Raw genomic sequence first — 19549 nt, 5'->3', positions numbered from 1 at the left:
CGCCTCCCTTCCGGTTGCTCCCGTTTTCGTGCGACAACTCGCGGAGCGGGCGGGGGGCTTCGCCATGCCTTCCGAGCCGGTGTGCGCGAGCCGACAGGCGGGCGGGCCTGCCGAGGGGCGGCTCGTGGTGATTAGGCTGGGAGCGGGCGTGATGGCAGGACCCGTGGATCGGACTGCCCCTGACGACTACGGACGACTCGAACGACACGACATGGTCGCCCCGGCACGGTATGAGGGTGCTCGACCACACCAGGAGGAACTGTGAGCAGCGATCGGGACGGGACGCGCGGGGGCTGGGCCACACCCGGCGATGACCAGCCCGACGCGGAGGCCGTCGAGACCACCGGCGAGTTCACCATCGACTACGCTCCCCCGGCCTGGTACACGCAGAACGCGTCCGGCACGGCGGGCTCCGGCGGCTCGAACGGGGGCGCCGGCGGCTACGCCCGGCAGGGCACCGGCGACGGGTCGGGGACCTCGGGCGGGGCGGGGCTTCCGTCGTTCTCCCCGTCGGGGAGTACGGGGACGTCCGGGCCGGAGACCGGGACGACGCCGCCACCGGTCGGTACGACGCCGGGGGGCACCCCGCCCGCGGGGACGCCGGTCGGTGCCCCTGCCGTCGGCGCCCCGCCCGTCGGTACGCCGCCGCAGGGGACCTCGTTCCCGCCGCCGGTCCCGCCGGCGCCACCGCAGCCCGCGCAGCCGCTCGGTGACGCGCCTGCGATGCCCAGGCTGCCCGACGGTTTCGAGTTGCAGCAGCCGGAGCAGCCGCAGGTCCCGCCCGTCCGGCCCGAGGCTTCGCCTGTCGCGCCCGAGAGCGACAACGGTGACCTGGAGAGCGGGGCGACCATGCGGTTCTCCGCCGTCGCCCTGAAGCGCGAGATGGCCGAGATCGCCGAGCGCGCCGCCGCCCTGCAGAAGGAGGCGGCCGCCGAGACCGAGGCCGAGGACCGGTCCAGGCCCACGTCCGGGGCGGAGGGCTCCGAGGACGGTGCCTCCGCCGCCGGTTCCGGTGCGGGCGGAGACCCGGCCGGGGCGGACGGCGGCGCGGCGGCCGAGAAGGGCGAGGGAGCCTCCTCGGCCGAGGGCGCGGACCCGGACGCGCACGCGGATGCGACCGGCGCGGGGACGAGCGACGTCTCGGACGCCGTGGACGCGGACGCCACCCCGGAAGCCTCCGGTCAGGACGGGGCCGAGCAGGAGGAGGCCCCCGCGGGCGTCCAGGACGCTCCCCAGGACGCCGTTGTCCCCGACACCGCCCCGCAGGACGCGGCTCCGCGGGACGCGGCTCCGCAGGACGCCGCCGCCCACCCCGCTCCCCCGGTGCCGCAGGACTTCCCGTCCGCGTGGACGCCCCCGCCCGCGCCGCAGAACGGCGTGCCCCCGTTGCCCCCGTCGTACCAGCCCGCCGCCCCGGCTCCCGCGGCCCAGTGGCCCGCGCAGCAGCCCATGCCACAGCCCATGCCGCAGCAGGGCGGGCCTCAGCAGCCCATGCCCCCGCAGGCCGTACCGCAGCAGCCCGCTCCCCCGCACGGGCAGGTACAGGGACAGCCGTTCTTCCAGCCACAGGCCCCGCAGCCCGCGCCCGCCGCGTGGAACCAGGGGAACCAGCCCGGCCGGCCCCCGCAGCCGGACCACGCCGCCCAGCCCCACCACCCGGGCATGCCCACGCCCCCCGCCCAGCCGGGCCCCCAGGGCGTGCCGCAGCCGAACCAGGGCGGACCCGCCGCGGCCGGTGGCTACGGCTTCCCCCAGCCCCCGGCACCCCAGCCCCAGCCCCAGCCCCAGCCCCAGCCCCAAGCGGCTCCCAACGCCCACGCACCGCAGGCCGGTTACGGCTTCCCGCCGCCCGGACCCGCAAACGGCCCCGCTCCGCAGGGCGGTTACGGCTTCCCCCAGACCAACAACCCCCCGCAGCAGGGCGGCTACGGCTTCCCGCAGCAGGCACAGCAAGCGCCGCAGGCGCCGCAGCAGCCCGACGCCCCCCAGCCCGCCGTCGACCCCCGCGCCGGGGCCGCCTGGCCGCAGCCCGTCCAGCACGACCAGCGGCAGCCCACCAACCCCGGTGCCGCGCCGCTGGGTTACACCGCGGCCGTGGAGCTGTCCGCGGACCGGCTGCTGAACAACCGTCGGCAGAAGGCGCGGAGCGGGCGGCCGGCCGCGGGCGGGTCCCGGTTCAAGCTGGGCGGCAAGAAGGAGGAGGCCGAGCGGCAGCGGAAGCTGGAGCTGATCCGCACGCCCGTGCTGTCCTGCTACCGGATCGCCGTCATCAGCCTCAAGGGCGGCGTCGGCAAGACCACCACGACCACCGCGCTGGGCTCCACCCTCGCCACCGAGCGGCAGGACAAGATCCTCGCCATCGACGCCAACCCGGACGCCGGCACGCTGGGCCGACGGGTGCGCCGGGAGACCGGGGCCACCATCCGCGACCTCGTCCAGGCGATCCCGTACCTGAACTCGTACATGGACATCCGCCGGTTCACCTCGCAGGCGCCCTCCGGTCTGGAGATCATCGCCAACGACGTGGACCCGGCCGTCTCGACCACGTTCAACGACGAGGACTACCGGCGCGCGATCGACGTGCTCGGCCGCCAGTACCCGATCATCCTCACCGACTCGGGCACCGGCCTGCTGTACAGCGCCATGCGCGGGGTGCTCGACCTCGCCGACCAGCTGATCATCATCTCGACGCCGTCCGTGGACGGTGCGTCCAGCGCCAGCACGACGCTGGACTGGCTGGCCGCGCACGGGTACTCCGACCTGGTCTCCCGCTCGCTGACGGTGATCTCCGGGGTGCGCGAGACCGGCAAGATGATCAAGGTCGAGGACATCGTGTCGCACTTCGAGACGCGCACCCGCGGGGTCGTGGTCGTGCCCTTCGACGAGCACCTGGCCGCCGGTGCCGAGGTGGACCTCGACATGATGCGGCCGCGCACCCGCGAGGCGTACTTCAACCTCGCCGCGATGATCGCCGAGGACTTCGTGCGGCACCAGCAGGCGCACGGCCTGTGGACCAGCGACGGCAACCCGCCACCGGTGGCCGCCCCGCCGATGCCGGGCCAGCAGATGCCGGGCCAGCCCTACCCCCAGGGCCCGGGACCGCAGATCCCCGGACAGCAGGTTCCCGGCCAGCAGTACCCCGGGCAGCCTGGCCAGCCCTACCCGCCCCAGGGCCCGCAGCCCTACCCGCCCCAGCAGCAACAGCAGCAGCCGGGCCGGCAGCCCTACCCCCCGCAGCAGGGCGGGCCGTACCCGCAGGGTCCGGGCCAGCCCTACCCCCAGGGCCAGCCCCCGCAGCAGCCGTAGCACCACTCGCGGCATGACGAAAGGGCGGCCGGTGCGCCACGCACCGGCCGCCCTTTCGCCGTCGTGAGAGACGAAACAGGAAGCGGGGAACAGAGACCGGGAAGCGAGAAGCGGGAAGCGGGAAGCGAGCGGGGTTAGCCCTCGGCCGCGACGATCTCCCTGCACCGCTTCACGTCCGCGGCCATCTGCTCCAGCAGCGCCTCCAGCGAGTCGAACTTCGCCTGGCCGCGGACGTAGGCGAGGAAGTCGACGGCGACGTGCAGGCCGTACAGGTCCAGGCCGACGCGGTCGATGGCGTACGCCTCCACCGTGCGCTCGGTGCCGTCGAACTGCGGGTTGGTGCCCACCGAGATCGCGGCCGGCATGATCTCGCCCTGGGCGTGCAGGTAACCGGCGTACACACCGTCGGCGGGGATGGCGGTGTGCGTCAGCGTCTCGACGTTCGCCGTGGGGAAGCCCAGCTCACGGCCGCGCTGGGCGCCGCGTACGACGACACCCTCCACCCGGTGCGGGCGGCCCAGGATCTCGCGGGCGCCCTCGACGTCGCCCTCGGCGACCAGGCGGCGGGTCAGGGTCGAGGAGAACGGCAGGCCGCCGCCGGCCGCGCCGGACACGTACAGGTCGATGACCTCGACCTCGAAGTCGTAGACCTTGCCCTGGTCGGTGAGGAACTCCACGTTGCCGGCCGCCTTGTGGCCGAAGCGGAAGTTCGGGCCCTCCACGACCGCCTTGGCGTGCAGTTTGTCGACCAGGACCTTGACCACGAAGTCGGCGGGCGACAGCTTGGAGAACTCGCTGGTGAAGGGGAGGATCAGCACCGCGTCGACGCCCAGCTCGGCCATCAGCTCGCAGCGGCGGTGGTGCGGGGCGAGCAGCGGCGGGTGGCTGCCGGGGCGGACGACCTCGCTCGGGTGCGGGTCGAAGGTGACGACGACGGCCGGGACGCCCAGCTCGCGCGCGCGCTCGACGGCGTGCCTGATGATCAGCTGGTGGCCGCGGTGGACACCGTCGTAGGAACCGATGGTGACGACGCTGCGCCCCCAGTCCTCGGGGATGTCCTCCAAGCCACGCCAGCGCTGCACTGTGACCGCTCCTCGAACCCGTGTCCGTGTCTACCTTGACGATTGTGCAGGTCTAAGGGTGCCATGCCGGGTGCCCGGGGCCCGCATCGGTAGGGGCGCTGTGACCGGGCGCACGTCCCCGGAGCAGCTCGGAGGCGGTGTCAGGCCGGTACGCGCGCGCCCGCGAGGTTCTCCAGGGTGCGGCGCGTGCTGGGGCCCACCACGGCGGCCCATTCGTCCGGGGCGTCGGCGAGCCAGCGGGTCATCCGGACGGCGAAGCCGGGGACGTGCCGGCCGAGGTCGACCAGGGCGCGGTCGAAGCGGGTGGCGCCCTCGGGGGTGCGGCCGAGGAGCAGTCCGGCGCGGTGGACGAGGGCGCGCACCTCCTCGTCGCTGTCGCTCGACGCCGCCGCGTACAGGACGGCGTCCAGGACGGACGGCTCCCGCTCGCGGCCGATCAGGAAGTCCAGGAGTTCGCGGCGCAGCGGGCGGGAGGCGCGGGTGCCCGGGGCGGCGAGGACGGTGGCGAGGGCGGCCCGCAGCGGTTCCGGGCCCTCCCGGAGCAGCCCGGTGACCAGGGGGAACAGGACCGGTCGGGCGGCGGGACCCTGATCCAGGCGGCGGTCGACGGCGGTGGCGACCCGGCCGGCGGTCTCCGGGTGGGGTCGTACCGCCTCCCGCAGCAGGGTCGCGGCGGCACGCGCGAGGGCCGGGGTGGTGACGTCGGAAAGGAGGCGGCGCAGACAGCCGGCGGCCTCCCGGTGCGGGCCGCGCAGCCGGGTCCGGAAGGCGTCCAGGACCGGTTCGGGGTGGGTGGTCAGGGCGGGGAGCAGGGCGGTCGCGGGGATGAGCGGGTCGCCCTCGGCGAAGTGGCGCAGCGCCTGCGCCAGGTGCCGGTCGCGGGTGCCCGGGTCGCCGGCCAGCAGGGCGAGCGCGCCGCCGTGCAGGGCGTGGTCGGCGGGGCGGGCGAGCACGGCGGCCGCCACGCGGCACAGCCGCTCGCGGTCCGCGGCCGTGCGCAGGTGCGGGGCGGCGCGCAGCGCGAGCGTCACGGCGGCCGTGTGCCGGGCGGGCCGCTCGTCGTGCACCCAGCGGTCGACGGCCCGGCACAGCGCCGTCGGCTCCTCCTCGGCGAGGACGGTGAGGAGTTCCTCCGCGTGCTGGTGGCTGCTCGCGGCCAGCGCCTCGGTCAACCCGTCCAGGGCACCGTGCCGATGGGTGTGCAGCAGGGCCTGCGCGGCGGTCGCCACGGTCGCGTGCGGGGCCGCGGGCAACGGCCGCTCGTCCTCGAACCACCGCGTCAGGTGCGGCTGTACGGCACCGGGTGCGGCGGCCAGCAGCCGGGCCACGGCGTCGAGGTACCGCTCGCCGGGCGCGCCCGCCGCGGGGTCGGCGAGGACGAGCCGGCGCAGCAGGTCCAGCCGTTCGGCGGCGGGCACGGGCAGGCCGGTCCAATAGCCGGGGCCGAACTCCTCGGGGACCGGACGCCGTTCGCGCCGCCAGACCACGACGCGCTCGGCGAGCAGCCGCAGCACCTCGGTGTACGGCGTCGCGTCCGGCACCTTCGACAGGGTTTCGGCGAGCAGCCGGGCGGCCCACCAGGAGCCGGTGTCGAGGTCCAGGGCGTCCACCAACTCACGCAAGCGGAAGGAGAGTTGACGGGTCTCCTGGCGGCGGTCGAGGTGCAGCAGGGCCTGGACGACGGGCCCGACGCGATGGCGCGGTACGGGTACGGCGTCCTCCTGCCGGGCACGGTGCACCAGGACGTGCACGGCCTCGTCCAGGTCGAGGTGCATGCCCTGGAGCCAGTCGGCCAGTTCCTCGTGGGCGAAGCGGTAGCCGCGGCCGGCCGGGACGAGCAGGCCCTCGGCCAGCACGGCGGAGGCCCAGCCGGTGCCGCCGCCGAGCCGGTCGGGGGCCGGCCCCCACGGGAACACCGCCTCGAAGGACGCGCGGTCCAACTCCCCCTGTCCGGAGCCGAGTCCCCGCCGGGCGGCCTCGTGCACCTGTCCGGCGACCCGTGCGGCGAGCCGGCGTACGGCGGTGCCCCGCAGCCCCCGCTCGGCGGCGAGTCGCACCGCGACGCGCAGGCACATCAGGTCGAGGTGGGCCGCGAACACCTCGTGCCGGTCGACGGGACGGGTGTACGGCGCCGTCCGCAGCGCGGCCCACACCTCGGACAGCAGCCGCAGGGTGAGCGGATGCCGGGCGTCCCGTCCGGCGAGCAGTCCCTCGGGGATCCCGTACCGCACCCGCGCCCCGTCGGCCTCCTCGGCGTCGAGGTCGCCCAGTCGCGTGGTGCGTACGTCGGACGAGGAGAACCCGGCGTGCTCCCAGTACTCCTCCCGGCAGGCCACCACCAGGCGGGTGCCGGTCTCCCGGAGCCAGGCGACGGTGGCCCCGCTCCACTCGGGAAGGCGGTGGGCCAGCGCGGGGGGCATCTCCTCCGGGCCGTCGAGGAGGAGCAGGAGAGGTCCGCCGGCGCGGGCGGCGAGGTGCTCGGGCGTGAGGTCGCCGAGGTCGGGGAGGTCGAGGTGGCGGGCGGCGGCGATGATGCGGGCGGCCCGTTCCAGGGCGCGGCGCGCCGCGTCGGCCACCGAGCCGTCGGTCCCCTCCAGGTCGGCGCCGCGCAGCCACAGCGTCGGCGCGGCCGCGCGGCCCCTGCGGGCGGCGAACGCCGCGAGTTCCGTCGTACGACCGCTGCCCGGTGCGCCGACGAGGCCGAGGACGGGCCGGTCGCCGTCCGCGAAGTCGGCCAGGGCCTCCGCCGCCGCGGCGCGTTCGACCGGCTGGACCAGGGGCCTCGGCGGTCCGTCCTGGCCCACCGAGGTGGCGGTCAGCTCCAGGACGCCGGCGGGGTTGAGGTCGGCGCCGTACGCGGGCACGGTGGCCGCGTTGCGGGCGAGCAGTTCGGCGAGGGGGCCGTCGGCGGCCCTCGGCGGCACCGCGAAACCGGCGTCGCGGTGCGGGGCGCGCAGGACGGTGCCGAGGACGCCGAGGACGGCGCCCGTGCGGGCGTCCACCACGGGTCCGCCCGCCGCCCCGCCCCCGGGCCGCAGCGCGTCCCGGCCGGCCGTCCCGATGGCCAGTTCCAGCGCGTCGCCGAGGAGGTGGCGGCCGTAGGACACCTCGGTGGTGGCCAGCACCCGCGCCTCGCGCCAGCACCCGGCGGCGATGCGCACATAGGTACCCGCCTCGACGTCCTCCCGGGTGGCCAGCGGCAGCGGGGGCACGTCCAGGCCCTCGGTGCGCACCAGGGCCAGGTTCCGGGCGGGCAGCGCGGTGATGTCCGCGGCGGCGACCACACGGGTGCGGTCCCCGGCGCGCAGCACCAGCCGGTCGAGGCCGTCGACGGCTTCGTGGCTGGTGAGGAGGGTGCCGTGGTGGTCCACGAGGAATCCGGTGCCGCGTGGGCGGCCGGCGGGGTCGTGGAGGTGGACCAGGGGGTCGGGGGTGCGGGTGGTGGCGTTCGTCCGGCGGATGTCGGGGGCCTGCGCCGGGGCCCGCCGGGTGTCGAGGGCGTCCGCCGGGTGCCGAGGGCCGTCCAAGGCGTCCACAGGGTGCCGGCGGGGAGCCGGGAGCACCCTCGCGCCCCGCGTCCTGTCCGCCGGGACGCCCGTCGGTCCCGTCGCGTCCGCCATGCCACCCGTGCCGTGCGCCGTAGCCCCGCGGGCGCTGCCGGTTCGCGGGTCTCCTGCCGTCATCGTCCTGCCTTCCCACCCTTGCCCGTGCCTGTGGTGACGGTAGGCGGGTGATGATCGGCAGGGCGGCCCCGTCATGGAACGCGCCCCCTTCCGCTCCCCCGGTTCACTCCGAGCGCCTGCCCGGACGGGTGAATTGGCGGGGGCTGCTGGATAACCCTAGGGAGGGGGAAGAGGGGGGACCGTGGAGCGGCGGCGGGGGCGTACCCCGTGCCGGCCGCCGCTCCACGGCGGTAAGCCCTCGCTCAGCCGAAGACGGCCAGGCTCTTGGCCTTGCCCTTGTGCAGTTCCACGAGTGCCAGGAAACGGCCCTCGGGGTCGAACACGGCGACGGGACCGGCGTCCGCGTACTCGTCGGGCATCTCCAGGCGGACCCCGTTCAGCAGCAGCCGGGCGCGCCGGGCGTCCACCTCCCAGCGCGGGAAGGCGGCCGAGGCGGCCTCGGCGATCGGCATCACGGTCAGCTCCTGCTGGAGCTGGTCCAGCGTCCTCGCCGAGTCGAGCTTGTACGGCCCGACGCGGGTGCGGCGCAGCGCGGTGAGGTGTCCGCCCACGCCCAGGTCGGCGCCGAGGTCGCGGGCGAGGGCGCGGATGTAGGTGCCGGAGGAGCAGACGACGGAGACGACCAGGTCCAGGACCGGTGTGCCGTCCTCGGCGACCGCGTCCCGGACGTCGTAGACCGTGAAGGAGGAGACGGTCACCGGGCGGGCCGGGATCTCGAAGTCCTCCCCCTCGCGGGCCCGCTTGTACGACCGCACGCCGTCGATCTTGATGGCGCTGACCTTGGACGGCACCTGCATGATGTCGCCGGACAGCTTGGCGATACCGGCGTCGATGGCCTCGCGGGTCACCTTGGAGGCGTCCGTGGACGAGGTGATCTCGCCCTCGGCGTCGTCGGTGACGGTGTTCTGTCCCAGGCGTACGGTGCCCAGGTACTCCTTCTCGGTCAGCGCGAGGTGACCGAGGAGCTTGGTGGCCCGCTCGACCCCGAGGACCAGGACGCCGGTCGCCATCGGGTCGAGGGTGCCGGCGTGGCCGACGCGGCGGGTCCTGGCGATCCCGCGCATCTTGGCGACCACGTCGTGCGAAGTGAAGCCCGACGGCTTGTCGACGATGACAAGGCCGTCGGGCGTGGTGTGCTTCTGGGTCATTCCGCGGCGTCGCCGTCCGTCTCGTCGTCGCCCGGCTTGCGGTACGGGTCCGCCTCGCCGGCGTACGTGGCACCGGTGGCGCTCTCGCGCACCTTGGCGTCCGACTGCCGTGCCTTGTCGAGGAGGTCCTCGATGGTCCGGGCGGTGTCCGGCAGGGCGTCCGCGACGAAGGTCAGGGTCGGGGTGAACTTCACCCCGGCCGCACGGCCCACCTCGGAGCGCAGGATGCCCTTGGCGCTCTCCAGGCCCGCCGCGGCGGCCTTGCGCTCCTCGTCGTCCCCGTACACCGTGTAGAAGACGGTCGCCTCCCGCAGGTCACCCGTGACCCGGGTGTCCGTGATGGTGACGTGCGAGCCGAGCCGCGGGTCCTTGATCCCGCGCTGCAGCTTCTGGGCCACCACCTCTCGGATGAGGTCCGCCAGCCTTTTCGCCCGCGCGTTGTCGGCCACTGGTCCAGCTCCCGTTCTTTCCTTGTTCCTGGGTCTTTGTCTCTATGGTCCGCGGTTCCACGGTCTGGGGTCCGTGGTCCGTGTCAGTCCTCGTCGCCGTGGAAGCGGCGCCGTACGGACAGCAGCTCCACCTCGGGGCGGGCGGCGACCAGCCGCTCGCACCGGTCCAGTACGTCCGTGAGGTGCGCCGCGTCGCCGGAGACCACGGCCAGGCCGATGATCGTGCGTCGGTGGAGGTTCATGTGGTCCACCTCGGCCGCGCTCACGGCGTACTTCCGCTGGAGTTCGGCGACGATCGGGCGGACGACGGAACGCTTCTCCTTCAGCGAGTGGACGTCGCCGAGGAGGAGGTCGAAGGACAGAGTCCCCACGTACATGTGTGTATGCCGGTTCACCCGCCGGTACGGGATCGATGGCCCCTGGGCCGGGTGGCCGGGGACATCAAGAAACGGTACCGCGTAGCCGGTGGTGCCTCGACAGGGTTTCGGCACGGACACCCCCGACGACGACCACCGCCCTCGCCCACCGGCCGACGGCCACCCGGGAGTCGGGACTCACGGTGCCGGCCGAGGAGCGGAAGCCCGCTGCCCGGACCGGCCGCGGCCGTTCTTCCGACCGGCTCCGAGCCCGCCGTCCGGTCCGCCCGCCGGCCGAGCCGGGTGGGTGAACCGGAAGGGCGGGGTGGGGCCCCGGACGGTCCGGGAACGGCACGCTGGCCGACGGGAACACGTCCCGTCGGCCAGCGTGCACCGCGGCCGGATTACGCCCGCGGCTTCTCGCGCATCTCGTACGTCGCGATGACGTCGTCGACCTTGATGTCGTTGAAGTTTCCGAGGTTGATACCACCCTCGAAGCCTTCGCGGATCTCGGTGACGTCGTCCTTGAAGCGACGCAGACCCTCGATGGTGAGGTTCTCCGCGACCACCTTGCCGTCCCGGATGAGGCGGGCCTTGGTGTTGCGGCGCACCTCGCCGGAGCGGATGAGGACACCGGCGATGTTGCCCAGCTTGGACGACTTGAAGACCTCGCGGATCTCCGCCGTACCGAGCTCGACCTCTTCGTACTCCGGCTTGAGCATGCCCTTGAGGGCCGCCTCGATCTCCTCGATCGCCTGGTAGATGACCGAGTAGTACCGGACGTCGACGCCCTCGCGCTCCGCCATCTGCGCGGCACGGCCGGCCGCACGGACGTTGAAGCCGATGACGATGGCGTCGGAGCCCATGGCCAGGTCGATGTCGGACTCCGTGACCGCACCGACACCGCGGTGCAGGACGCGGATGTCGACCTCTTCGCCGACGTCCAGCTGGAGCAGCGAGGACTCGAGGGCCTCGACCGAACCGGAAGCGTCACCCTTGATGATCAGGTTCAGCTGCTGGACCTCGCCGGCCTTGAGCACCTTGTCCAGGTCCTCCAGGGAGACGCGGCGCGTGCGCTTCGCGAAGGCCGCGTTGCGCTCACGGGCGGCACGCTTCTCCGCGATCTGGCGGGCCGTACGGTCCTCCTCGACCACGATGAAGTTGTCGCCGGCACCCGGGACGTTGGTCAGACCCAGGACCTGGACCGGCGTCGACGGGCCGGCCTCGGCGACGGTGTTGCCGCTGTCGTCCAGCATCGCGCGGACACGGCCGTACGCGTCGCCGACCACCATGGTGTCGCCGACCCGCAGGGTGCCTCGCTGCACCAGGACCGTCGCGACCGCACCGCGACCGCGGTCCAGGCGGGACTCGATCGCGATACCCTGCGCGTCCTGGTGGGGGTTGGCACGGAGGTCCAGCGCCGCGTCCGCGGTGAGGACGACCGCCTCCAGCAGGCTGTCGATGTGCAGACCCTGCTTGGCGGAGATGTCGACGAACATGGTGTCGCCGCCGTACTCCTCGGCCACCAGGCCGTACTCGGTCAGCTGACCGCGCACCTTGGTCGGGTCGGCGCCCTCGACGTCGATCTTGTTGACCGCGACCACGATCGGCACGTCGGCCGCCTTGGCGTGGTTCAGGGCCTCGACCGTCTGCGGCATGACGCCGTCGTTGGCCGCGACGACCAGGATGGCGATGTCCGTCGACCGGGCACCACGGGCACGCATGGCGGTGAACGCCTCGTGACCCGGGGTGTCGATGAAGGTGATCGCCCGGTCCTCGCCGTTGACCTCGGTCGCGACCTGGTAGGCACCGATGTGCTGGGTGATGCCGCCGGCCTCGCCCGCGATGACGTTCGTCTTGCGGATGGCGTCGAGCAGCCGGGTCTTACCGTGGTCGACGTGACCCATGACGGTCACGACCGGCGGACGGACGACCAGGTCTTCCTCGGTGCCCTCGTTCTCGCCGAACTCCAGGTCGAAGGACTCGAGCAGCTCGCGGTCCTCCTCCTCGGGGCTGACGATCTGAACCGTGTAGTTCATCTCGCCGGCGAGGAGCTGCAGCGTCTCGTCGGAGACGGACTGCGTGGCGGTGACCATCTCGCCGAGGTTCATCATGACCGCGACGAGCGACGCCGGGTTGGCGTTGATCTTCTCCGCGAAGTCGGTGAGCGACGCGCCGCGGGAGAGACGGATGGTCTCGCCGCTGCCGCGCGGCAGCATCACGCCGCCGACGCTCGGGGCCTGCATGGCCTCGTACTCCTGGCGACGCTGCCGCTTCGACTTGCGGCCACGACGCGCCGGACCACCGGGACGACCGAAGGCGCCCTGCGTGCCACCACGGCCACCGGGACCGCCGGGACGGCCACCGAAGCCGGGACGACCGCCGCCACCGGGGCCGCCGCCGAAGCCGCCGCCACCACCGGGACGACCGGCGAAACCGCCGCCACCGCCCGGACGGGCACCGCCGCCACCGCCACCGGGACGACCCGCGAAGCCGGGACGACCGCCGCCGCCACCGCCACCGGGACGACCGGCACCGGCCGGACCGCGGCCGCCGGGGCCGGGACGCGGGCCGGCAGCGGGGCGCTGCGGCATCATGCCGGGGTTCGGACGCGGACCGCCCGGACGGGGACCGCCCTGCGGACGGGGCATCGAGCCCGGAGTCGGACGCGGACCACCGGGAGCCTGCGGACGCGGACCGCCGCCCTGGGCGCCGGGCGCCTGCGGACGGGGACCGGCGCCGGGAGCGCCGCCGGGACGCGGGCCACCCTGCGGGCGGGGCGCCTGCGGGCGTGCCATGCCGGTGGAGCCGCCGGAAGTGAACGGGTTGTTGCCCGGACGCGGGCCGGACGGACGGGCACCCGGACGCGGGGCCTGACCACCGGGACGCGGCGCACCCTGGCCCGGACGGGCCTGACCCTGACCGGAGGCCGGACGGCCACCGGGCTTGGGGGCACCGGGACGGGCGCCACCGGGACGCGGACCCTGCGCGGCCGGGGCCTGCGGAGTCTGGGCGGCCGGGGCCGGCGGAGCGGTGAACTCCGGGGCGGCCGGAGCCGGACGCGGCGCGGGCTTGGGGCCCGGGACCGGACGCGGACCCTGGGCCGGCGCGGGCGCCGCCGGAGCCGCCGGCGGCTGCGCGGCGGGCGTCGGGGGCTTGGGGGCCCCGGGCTTCGGGGCAGCCGGACGTGCCGCCTGCGCCGGAGAGGGCGCGGCGGGCTTGGGGGAAGCCTTGCGCGGGGCGGGCTTGGCGGACTTGCCGCTGCCACCGCCCTGGAAGGCGTCGGTCAGCTTACGTACAACCGGCGCTTCGATGGTCGAAGACGCCGAACGGACGAATTCACCGAGTTCCTGGAGCTTGGCCATGACGACCTTGCTCTCGACACCGAACTCCTTGGCGAGTTCGTAGACCCGGACCTTAGCCACTTCGCTCCTTTGAGGTCCGGGTTGAAGCCGGACCGTCGCTAGTTCATGGGCGTACTCATCGCGTACTCATCGAGTGCTCATCGCAATCTCGACCTGCTTTCGACTCGCGAGGTACCAGACCGCACGGGGTTCCGTACGGCATGTCTTACGGCGTTGCCTCCTCGGCAACTGTTGCCTGCTCGACGTATCGGCGCAACGCCTTTGTGTCGAGCGCTCCCGGGGCGCGCAGTGCCCGCGGCAACGCCCGGCGGCGTACCGCCTGGTCGAGACAGACCAGGGCGGGGTGCACATACGCACCCCGGCCGGGCAGCGTACCGCGCGGATCAGGGACACATTCGTCCTCGCTCCGCACGATCCGCAGGAGGTCGTTCTTGGCCGCCCGCTCCCGGCACCCCACACAGGTGCGTTCAGGGCATGCTCCGGCATGCGTCCGGCCAGACACGGCTAAGTCTACCTCCCCGCACCGACCTCACCCCGTCGGGGGAAAGATCGAACGGCTGTTGTCGTAATCCAAGCCACCAGCGGCCTGGATTCATTCCCTCGCTGCGGCGCGCCTACTCCGCCGGCTGCTCGGTGTCGGGCCGGATGTCGATGCGCCAGCCGGTGAGCCGGGCGGCGAGACGGGCGTTCTGCCCCTCCTTGCCGATCGCCAGCGACAGCTGGTAGTCCGGCACGGTCACCCGGGCGGAGCGGGAGGCGAGGTCCACGACCTCGACCTTGCTCACCCGAGCGGGTGACAGGGCGTTCGCCACCATCTCGGCCGGGTCGTCCGACCAGTCGACGATGTCGATCTTCTCGCCGTTCAGCTCGCCCATCACGTTGCGCACCCGGCCGCCCATGGGGCCGATGCAGGCACCCTTGGCGTTCAGACCCGAGCGGGTGGAGCGGACGGCGATCTTGGTGCGGTGGCCGGCCTCGCGGGCGATGGCCGCGATCTCCACCGAGCCGTCGGCGATCTCCGGCACCTCGAGGGCGAAGAGCTTCTTGACCAGGTTCGGGTGGGTGCGCGAGAGGGTCACGGACGGTCCGCGGACACCCTTGGCGACCCGGACGACGTACGACCGCAGGCGCTGGCCGTGCGGGTAGGTCTCGCCGGGCACCTGCTCCTGCACCGGCAGGATGGCCTCCAGCTTGCCGATGTCGACCAGCACGTTCTTCGGGTCGCGGCCCTGCTGGACCACGCCGGTGACGATGTCGCCCTCACGTCCCGCGTACTCGCCGAGCGTCGCGTCGTCCTCGGCGTCGCGCAGGCGCTGCAGGATCACCTGCTTGGCGGTGGTGGCGGCGATCCTGCCGAAGCCCGAGGGGGTGTCGTCGAACTCGCGCGGCTCCTGCCCCTCCTCCAGGTCCTCGGGGTCCTCCTTCGCCCACACGGTCACATGCCCGGTCTCCCGGTTGAGCTCCACGCGCGCGTGTCGGCGGCTTCCCTCGGTGCGGTGGTAGGCGATGAGGAGGGCCGACTCGATCGCCTCGACCAGCAGGTCGAAGGAGATCTCCTTCTCCCTGACCAAGCCCCGCAGGGCGCTCATGTCGATGTCCACGGCTACGCCTCCTCCTCTTCCTTGTCCTTCTTGTCCTTGCGGTTGAACTCGACCTGCACGCGCGCCTTCGCGATCTCCGGGAAGGCGATCCGGCGGCCGGTGGCCTTGCGGCCCTTGACGCCGGGCACCTCGACGTCGAGTCCCTCCTCGTCCACGGCCAGGATCCGCGCGACCAGCTCGCCGTCCTCGGCCAGCTGGAACTTCACGAGCCGGTCCACGGCGCGCACGAAGTGCCGGTGTTCGGTGAGGGAGCGCTCCGCGCCGGGGGTTCCGACCTCCAGGTCGTACGCGTCCTCGCCCATCGCGTTGGTCTCGTCCAGCTTCGCCGAGAGCGCGCGGCTCACATCGGCGATCGCGTCCAGGTCCGCCCCGGCGTCGGAGTCGACGACCACGCGCAGCACCCGCTTGCGTCCGACGGAGTCGACAGCGATCTCTTCGAGATCCAGCCCCTGGGAGGTGACGAGCGGTTCCAGCAGCTCTCGCAGCCTCTCGCTCTGGGTGGTGCTCATCCGGGTGACTCCTCGGCCGCGTGTGCTGTTGTGGGATGGGTCGCGTGTCTGGTGAAAGGGTATCCGGTCGCGGGGTGTGTTGCCGTCCACCTGTGGACAACCCGGCGCGGGACGGGTAAGCGGGCGGTGCCGGTGAGTGGTGTCGGACACGTGCGCGGGTACGGTGATCACGGGCGTGCCGTCGGTCGCCGCTCTTCTTCTTGTCGTACGAGTTCCCCGAGGACGTCTGCCGTGCCGTACCCCTCGCCACCGCGCATCCCCTCGGGGCCGCGCAGAAGAACCCTGCTCGCCTCGGCCGCCGGCGCCGCCCTGCTCGCGGGCTGCACGGCCGGTCCGGACTCCGGCGGCGACGGCCCCTCGGCCACCGCGCGGGCACGGGCGCGGGCCGCCGGTGACAGCAGGGCGCTGCTGGCGCGCTACGACGCCGTGCTCGCGGCGTTCCCTGGCCTCGCGCAGCGGCTGCGCCCGCTGCGCACGGAGGTCGCGGCGCACGTCACCGCCTTCACGGACGGTACGGCCCCCACGGCGTCCCCCTCGGGCTCCGCCTCCCCCTCCGCCCCACCGGCTCCCGTGCCGGCGACCGAGAAGGACGCCCTCGCCTCGCTGGCCGCCGCCGAGCGGGCCCTCGCCGACCAGCGGGCCGGGGCGCTGCTGGACCTGCCGGGCGAGCCGGCGCGGCTGCTGGCCTCGGCGGCGGCGGCCGGGGCCGCGCACGCGTACCTGCTGACGACGGGGGAGGCGAAGTGAGCGGCGGGGACAAGAAGGCCGAACTGACCGCGCTCCAGGCCGCGTTGGCGGCGGAGCACGCGGCGGTGTACGGGTACGGCGTCGTCGGCGGCCGCGTCGACGACCGGCGCAGGACCGAGGCGAAGGCGGCGTACGACGCCCATCGGGCCCGCCGGGACGCGCTGGCGCGCGAGGTACGGGACCTGGGCGGCCGGCCGGTGGCGGCGAGCGCGGCCTACGCGCTGCCGTTCGCGGTGCGCGGTCCGGCCGACGCGGTACGGCTCGCCGCCCGGCTGGAGGAGGGGGTGGCCGGTGTCTACGCGGACCTGGTGCGCTCCTCGACCGGCGCGCGCCGGGCCTCGGCCGCGGCGGCGCTGCGGGAGGCGGCGGTGCGGGCGGTGGGCTGGAGCGGACGGAGCGTAGCCTTCCCGGGACTCGCCGAACGGGCGGGCGAGGGGACGGGCACCGGTACGGGCACGGGCGCGGCGGGTCCGGCGGACACGTCGGGTGCGGCACCGTCGGGATCGGCGTCGGCGGGCCGCTGAGCGTCGTACGAGAGGATCTGCGGCTCACGGGACCCGCGCGTCGCACGGGATGGACGAGGAAGGGAACGGCTCGCGCATGGCTTTCGAACCGCCGCGGCGCCTGGTGCGGGCGCTCGGGGAGACGGCACCGGCCGGGGACGACTGGCTGGCCCGGTTGCCCGGGATCGCCGAACGGGCCGTGGCGCGGCTGGAGTTGACCGTCGAGCGGGTGCAGGTGCCGGGCGGGCGCAGCAGCCTGGTGGTGCTGGTGCGGCGTGCGGACGGCACGCCCGCGGTGCTGAAGCTGGCCCCGCCGCGGGCCCGCCCGGAGGGCGAGCGGGCGGCGCTGGCGCACTGGGGCGGACGGGGTGCCGTACAGCTGCTGTCGTCGGACGCGCAGGACCGTGCGGAGGGTGTGCTGCTGCTCGAACGGCTGCACCCCGATGTCTCCGTGCGGTCGCTGCCGGAGGCGAAGGCGCTGCTGGAGGCGGCGGGCACCTTGCGGCGGCTGTGGGTGGAGCCGCCCGCGGACCACGCCTTCGAGACCGTCGCGGAGCGCACGGGGCGGCAGGCGGTGGCGATGCGGGCCGGGGCGGAGCGGGAGCCGGAGGTGGCGCCGCTGGTGGACGCGGCGCTCACGGCACGGGACGCGTTGCTGGTGGCACCGCCGGAGGAGCGGTTGCTGCACGGCACGTTCCGGCAGAGCAAGGTGCTGGCCGGGGAGCGGATGCCATGGCTCGCGGTGGGTCCCGACCCGGTCGTCGGGGAGAACGCGTTCGATCTGGCGCGGCTGGTGCGGGACCGGGTGGAGGACCTGATCGCCTCGCCCGCCGGGGCGTCGATCACCCGGCGGCGGATCAAGCGGCTCGCTCAGTCGCTGGAGGTGGACCAGGAGCGGTTGCGGGGGTGGACGCTGTTCCGGGCGGTGGAGTCCGGGGTCCGCGCGGTGCGGGTGGGACGGCCGAAGGACGGCGAGCTGCTGCTGGAATTCGCCGGGTGGCTCTAGCCGCGCCGGCGCGGGCCGCACGCGAGGACGCCCCCGGGGAAACCCCCGGGGGCGTCGCTTCGGCGGTCCGGTGTCACGCGGTCAGGCGGGCGAGCGCGTCCTCGACGGACAGCTCCTCGCGCTCGCCGGTCTTGCGGTCCTTCAGCTCCAGGACGCCCTCGGCCGAGCGGCGGCCGGCGACGAGGATCTGGGGGACGCCGATCAGTTCGGCGTCGGTGAACTTGACGCCCGGGGAGACGCCGGCGCGGTCGTCGACGAGGACGCGCACGCCCGCGGCGGCCAGCTTGCCGGCGACGTCGAGGGCCAGCTCGGTCTGCAGGGCCTTGCCCGCGGCGACCACGTGGACGTCGGCCGGGGCGATCTCCTTGGGCCAGCACAGGCCCTGCTCGTCGGCGGTCTGCTCGGCGAGCGCGGCGACGGCGCGCGAGACGCCGATGCCGTAGGAGCCCATGGTGACGCGGACCGGCTTGCCGTTCTGGCCGAGGACGTCGAGCTTGAGAGCGTCGGCGTACTTGCGGCCCAGCTGGAAGATGTGGCCGATCTCGATGGCGCGGTCCAGCTTCAGGCCGGTGCCGCACCGGGGGCAGGGGTCGCCCTCCTGGACCACCACGACGTCCACGTACTCGTCGACCTCGAAGTCACGGCCGGCGACGACGTTCCTGGCGTGCGTGTGCTCCTTGTTGGCGCCGGTGATCCAGGCGGTGCCGGGGGCCACGCGCGGGTCGGCGATGTACTTGACCTTCTCGCCGAGGCCCTGGGGGCCGACGTAGCCGCGCACCAGGTCGGGGCGGCCCGCGAAGTCCGTCTCGGTCACCATCTCGACGGTGGCCGGGGCGAAGTGCTCCTCCACCTTGCCGAGGTCCACCTCGCGGTCGCCGGGCACACCCACCGCGACGATCTCGCCGTCCACCTTGACCAGCAGGTTCTTCAGCGCGTCGGAGGCCTGGACGCCGAGCGAGGCGGCCAGGGTCTCGATGGTCGGGGTGTCCGGGGTGGGGATCTCCTCCAGCGCGGGCACGGCGGAGCCGTCGACGGGCTGGAGCGTGTAGTTGATCGCCTCGGTGTTGGCGGCGAAGTCGCAGTTCGGGCAGTCCGCGAAGGTGTCCTCGCCGGCCTCGGCGGGGGCCAGGAACTCCTCCGACTTGGAGCCGCCCATGGCGCCGGCGGTGGCCGCGACGATGCGGTAGTCGAGGCCGAGGCGCGCGAAGATCCGCTGGTAGGCCTCGCGGTGCAGGGCGTAGGACTCGGCGAGGCCCTCGTCGGCGAGGTCGAAGGAGTACGAGTCCTTCATCAGGAACTCGCGGCCGCGCAGGATGCCGGCGCGGGGGCGGGCCTCGTCGCGGTACTTGTTCTGGATCTGGTAGAGGATCACCGGCAGGTCCTTGTAGGACGTGCACTGGTCCTTGACCAGGAGGGTGAAGATCTCCTCGTGCGTGGGGCCGAGGAGGTAGTCGCCGCCCTTGCGGTCCTTGAGCCGGAACAGCTCCTGGCCGTACTCGTCCCAGCGGCCCGTGGCGTCGTAGGGCTCGCGGGGCAGCAGGGCGGGGAGCAGCACCTCCTGGGCGCCGATGGCGTCCATCTCCTCGCGCACGACGCGCTCCACGTTGGCGAGGACCTTCTTGCCCAGCGGCAGCCAGGACCAGACGCCGGCGGCGGTGCGGCGCACGTAGCCGGCGCGGACGAGGAGCTTGTGGCTGAGGACCTCGGCGTCCGCCGGGTCGTCGCGCAGCGTCTTCGCCATCAACTGGGACATGCGCTGGACCTGTGCGTTGGCCATGGTTCTCGTACTCCTAC

The 19549-nt window shown here is 74.1% G+C and carries 14 protein-coding genes; 4 read left to right on the top strand and 10 right to left on the bottom strand.

Annotated features, from left to right (window positions below; translation table 11 throughout):
• The first annotated feature begins 261 nt into the window (after positions 1-261).
• Positions 262-3306, top strand: a complete 3045-nt coding sequence (locus QSK45_RS24685; RefSeq protein WP_285560423.1) for an SCO5717 family growth-regulating ATPase — start codon at positions 262-264, stop codon at positions 3304-3306.
• A gap of 134 nt (positions 3307-3440) precedes the next feature.
• Here QSK45_RS24685 and QSK45_RS24680 read toward each other — a convergent pair whose 3' ends face one another.
• From QSK45_RS24680 to rimP, 9 genes are all read right to left on the bottom strand, one after another.
• Positions 3441-4388: a bifunctional riboflavin kinase/FAD synthetase gene (locus tag QSK45_RS24680; protein ID WP_285560420.1), complete on the bottom strand. Its 948-nt coding sequence runs from the start codon at positions 4386-4388 to the stop codon at positions 3441-3443.
• A gap of 140 nt (positions 4389-4528) precedes the next feature.
• On the bottom strand, positions 4529-8071 hold the full coding sequence (locus QSK45_RS24675; protein ID WP_490993611.1) for a trypsin-like peptidase domain-containing protein: 3543 nt from the start codon (positions 8069-8071) through the stop codon (positions 4529-4531).
• 242 nt (positions 8072-8313) lie between these two features.
• Entirely contained in the window at positions 8314-9219 is a 906-nt protein-coding gene (gene truB / locus QSK45_RS24670; protein WP_285560418.1) for a tRNA pseudouridine(55) synthase TruB, read from the bottom strand.
• Positions 9216-9668: a 30S ribosome-binding factor RbfA gene (gene rbfA, locus QSK45_RS24665; protein WP_285560413.1), complete on the bottom strand. Its 453-nt coding sequence runs from the start codon at positions 9666-9668 to the stop codon at positions 9216-9218. Before rbfA ends, truB begins: the two co-directional genes overlap by 4 nt.
• A gap of 83 nt (positions 9669-9751) precedes the next feature.
• A complete protein-coding gene (locus QSK45_RS24660) occupies positions 9752-10045 on the bottom strand; it encodes a DUF503 domain-containing protein (protein ID WP_285560412.1) in 294 nt (97 codons plus the stop codon).
• 383 nt (positions 10046-10428) lie between these two features.
• Positions 10429-13449 carry a translation initiation factor IF-2 gene (infB, locus tag QSK45_RS24655; protein ID WP_285560409.1) on the bottom strand — a complete coding sequence of 1007 codons (3021 nt, stop codon included), beginning with the start codon at positions 13447-13449 and terminating at the stop codon, positions 10429-10431.
• Positions 13450-13594: 145 nt separating this feature from the next.
• The gene (locus QSK45_RS24650; protein ID WP_285560408.1) at positions 13595-13891 is read right to left on the bottom strand and encodes a YlxR family protein; all 297 of its coding nucleotides are present in this window, start codon (positions 13889-13891) and stop codon (positions 13595-13597) included.
• Positions 13892-14003: 112 nt separating this feature from the next.
• On the bottom strand, positions 14004-14990 hold the full coding sequence (gene nusA / locus QSK45_RS24645) for a transcription termination factor NusA (RefSeq protein WP_285560406.1): 987 nt from the start codon (positions 14988-14990) through the stop codon (positions 14004-14006).
• 2 nt (positions 14991-14992) lie between these two features.
• Positions 14993-15499 (bottom strand): ribosome maturation factor RimP, encoded by a 507-nt coding sequence (rimP, locus tag QSK45_RS24640; protein WP_285560404.1) that lies wholly within the window; start codon positions 15497-15499, stop codon positions 14993-14995.
• A 231-nt stretch (positions 15500-15730) separates the two neighbouring features.
• Here rimP and QSK45_RS24635 point away from each other — a divergent pair, with 231 nt between their 5' ends.
• The 3 genes from QSK45_RS24635 to QSK45_RS24625 all read left to right on the top strand — a co-directional run bounded on the left by QSK45_RS24635 (position 15731) and on the right by QSK45_RS24625 (position 17755).
• Positions 15731-16246: a hypothetical protein gene (locus tag QSK45_RS24635; RefSeq protein WP_285560403.1), complete on the top strand. Its 516-nt coding sequence runs from the start codon at positions 15731-15733 to the stop codon at positions 16244-16246.
• Positions 16243-16770, top strand: coding sequence for a ferritin-like domain-containing protein (locus QSK45_RS24630; protein WP_285560402.1), 528 nt, complete (start codon positions 16243-16245; stop codon positions 16768-16770). The genes QSK45_RS24635 and QSK45_RS24630 overlap by 4 nt, the downstream gene beginning before the upstream one ends.
• Before the next feature lie 76 nt (positions 16771-16846).
• On the top strand, positions 16847-17755 hold the full coding sequence (locus QSK45_RS24625; protein WP_285560400.1) for an aminoglycoside phosphotransferase family protein: 909 nt from the start codon (positions 16847-16849) through the stop codon (positions 17753-17755).
• Positions 17756-17828: 73 nt separating this feature from the next.
• Here the strand turns inward: QSK45_RS24625 and QSK45_RS24620 are convergent, their stop codons facing one another.
• The gene (locus QSK45_RS24620) at positions 17829-19532 is read right to left on the bottom strand and encodes a proline--tRNA ligase (RefSeq protein WP_285560398.1); all 1704 of its coding nucleotides are present in this window, start codon (positions 19530-19532) and stop codon (positions 17829-17831) included.
• Positions 19533-19549 lie beyond the last annotated feature (17 nt).

Origin of the sequence: Streptomyces hygroscopicus subsp. hygroscopicus (genome assembly GCF_030269125.1) — a bacterium.
Classification (GTDB): domain Bacteria; phylum Actinomycetota; class Actinomycetes; order Streptomycetales; family Streptomycetaceae; genus Streptomyces; species Streptomyces hygroscopicus_C.
This window is presented reverse-complemented; position numbering and strand designations above follow the sequence as displayed.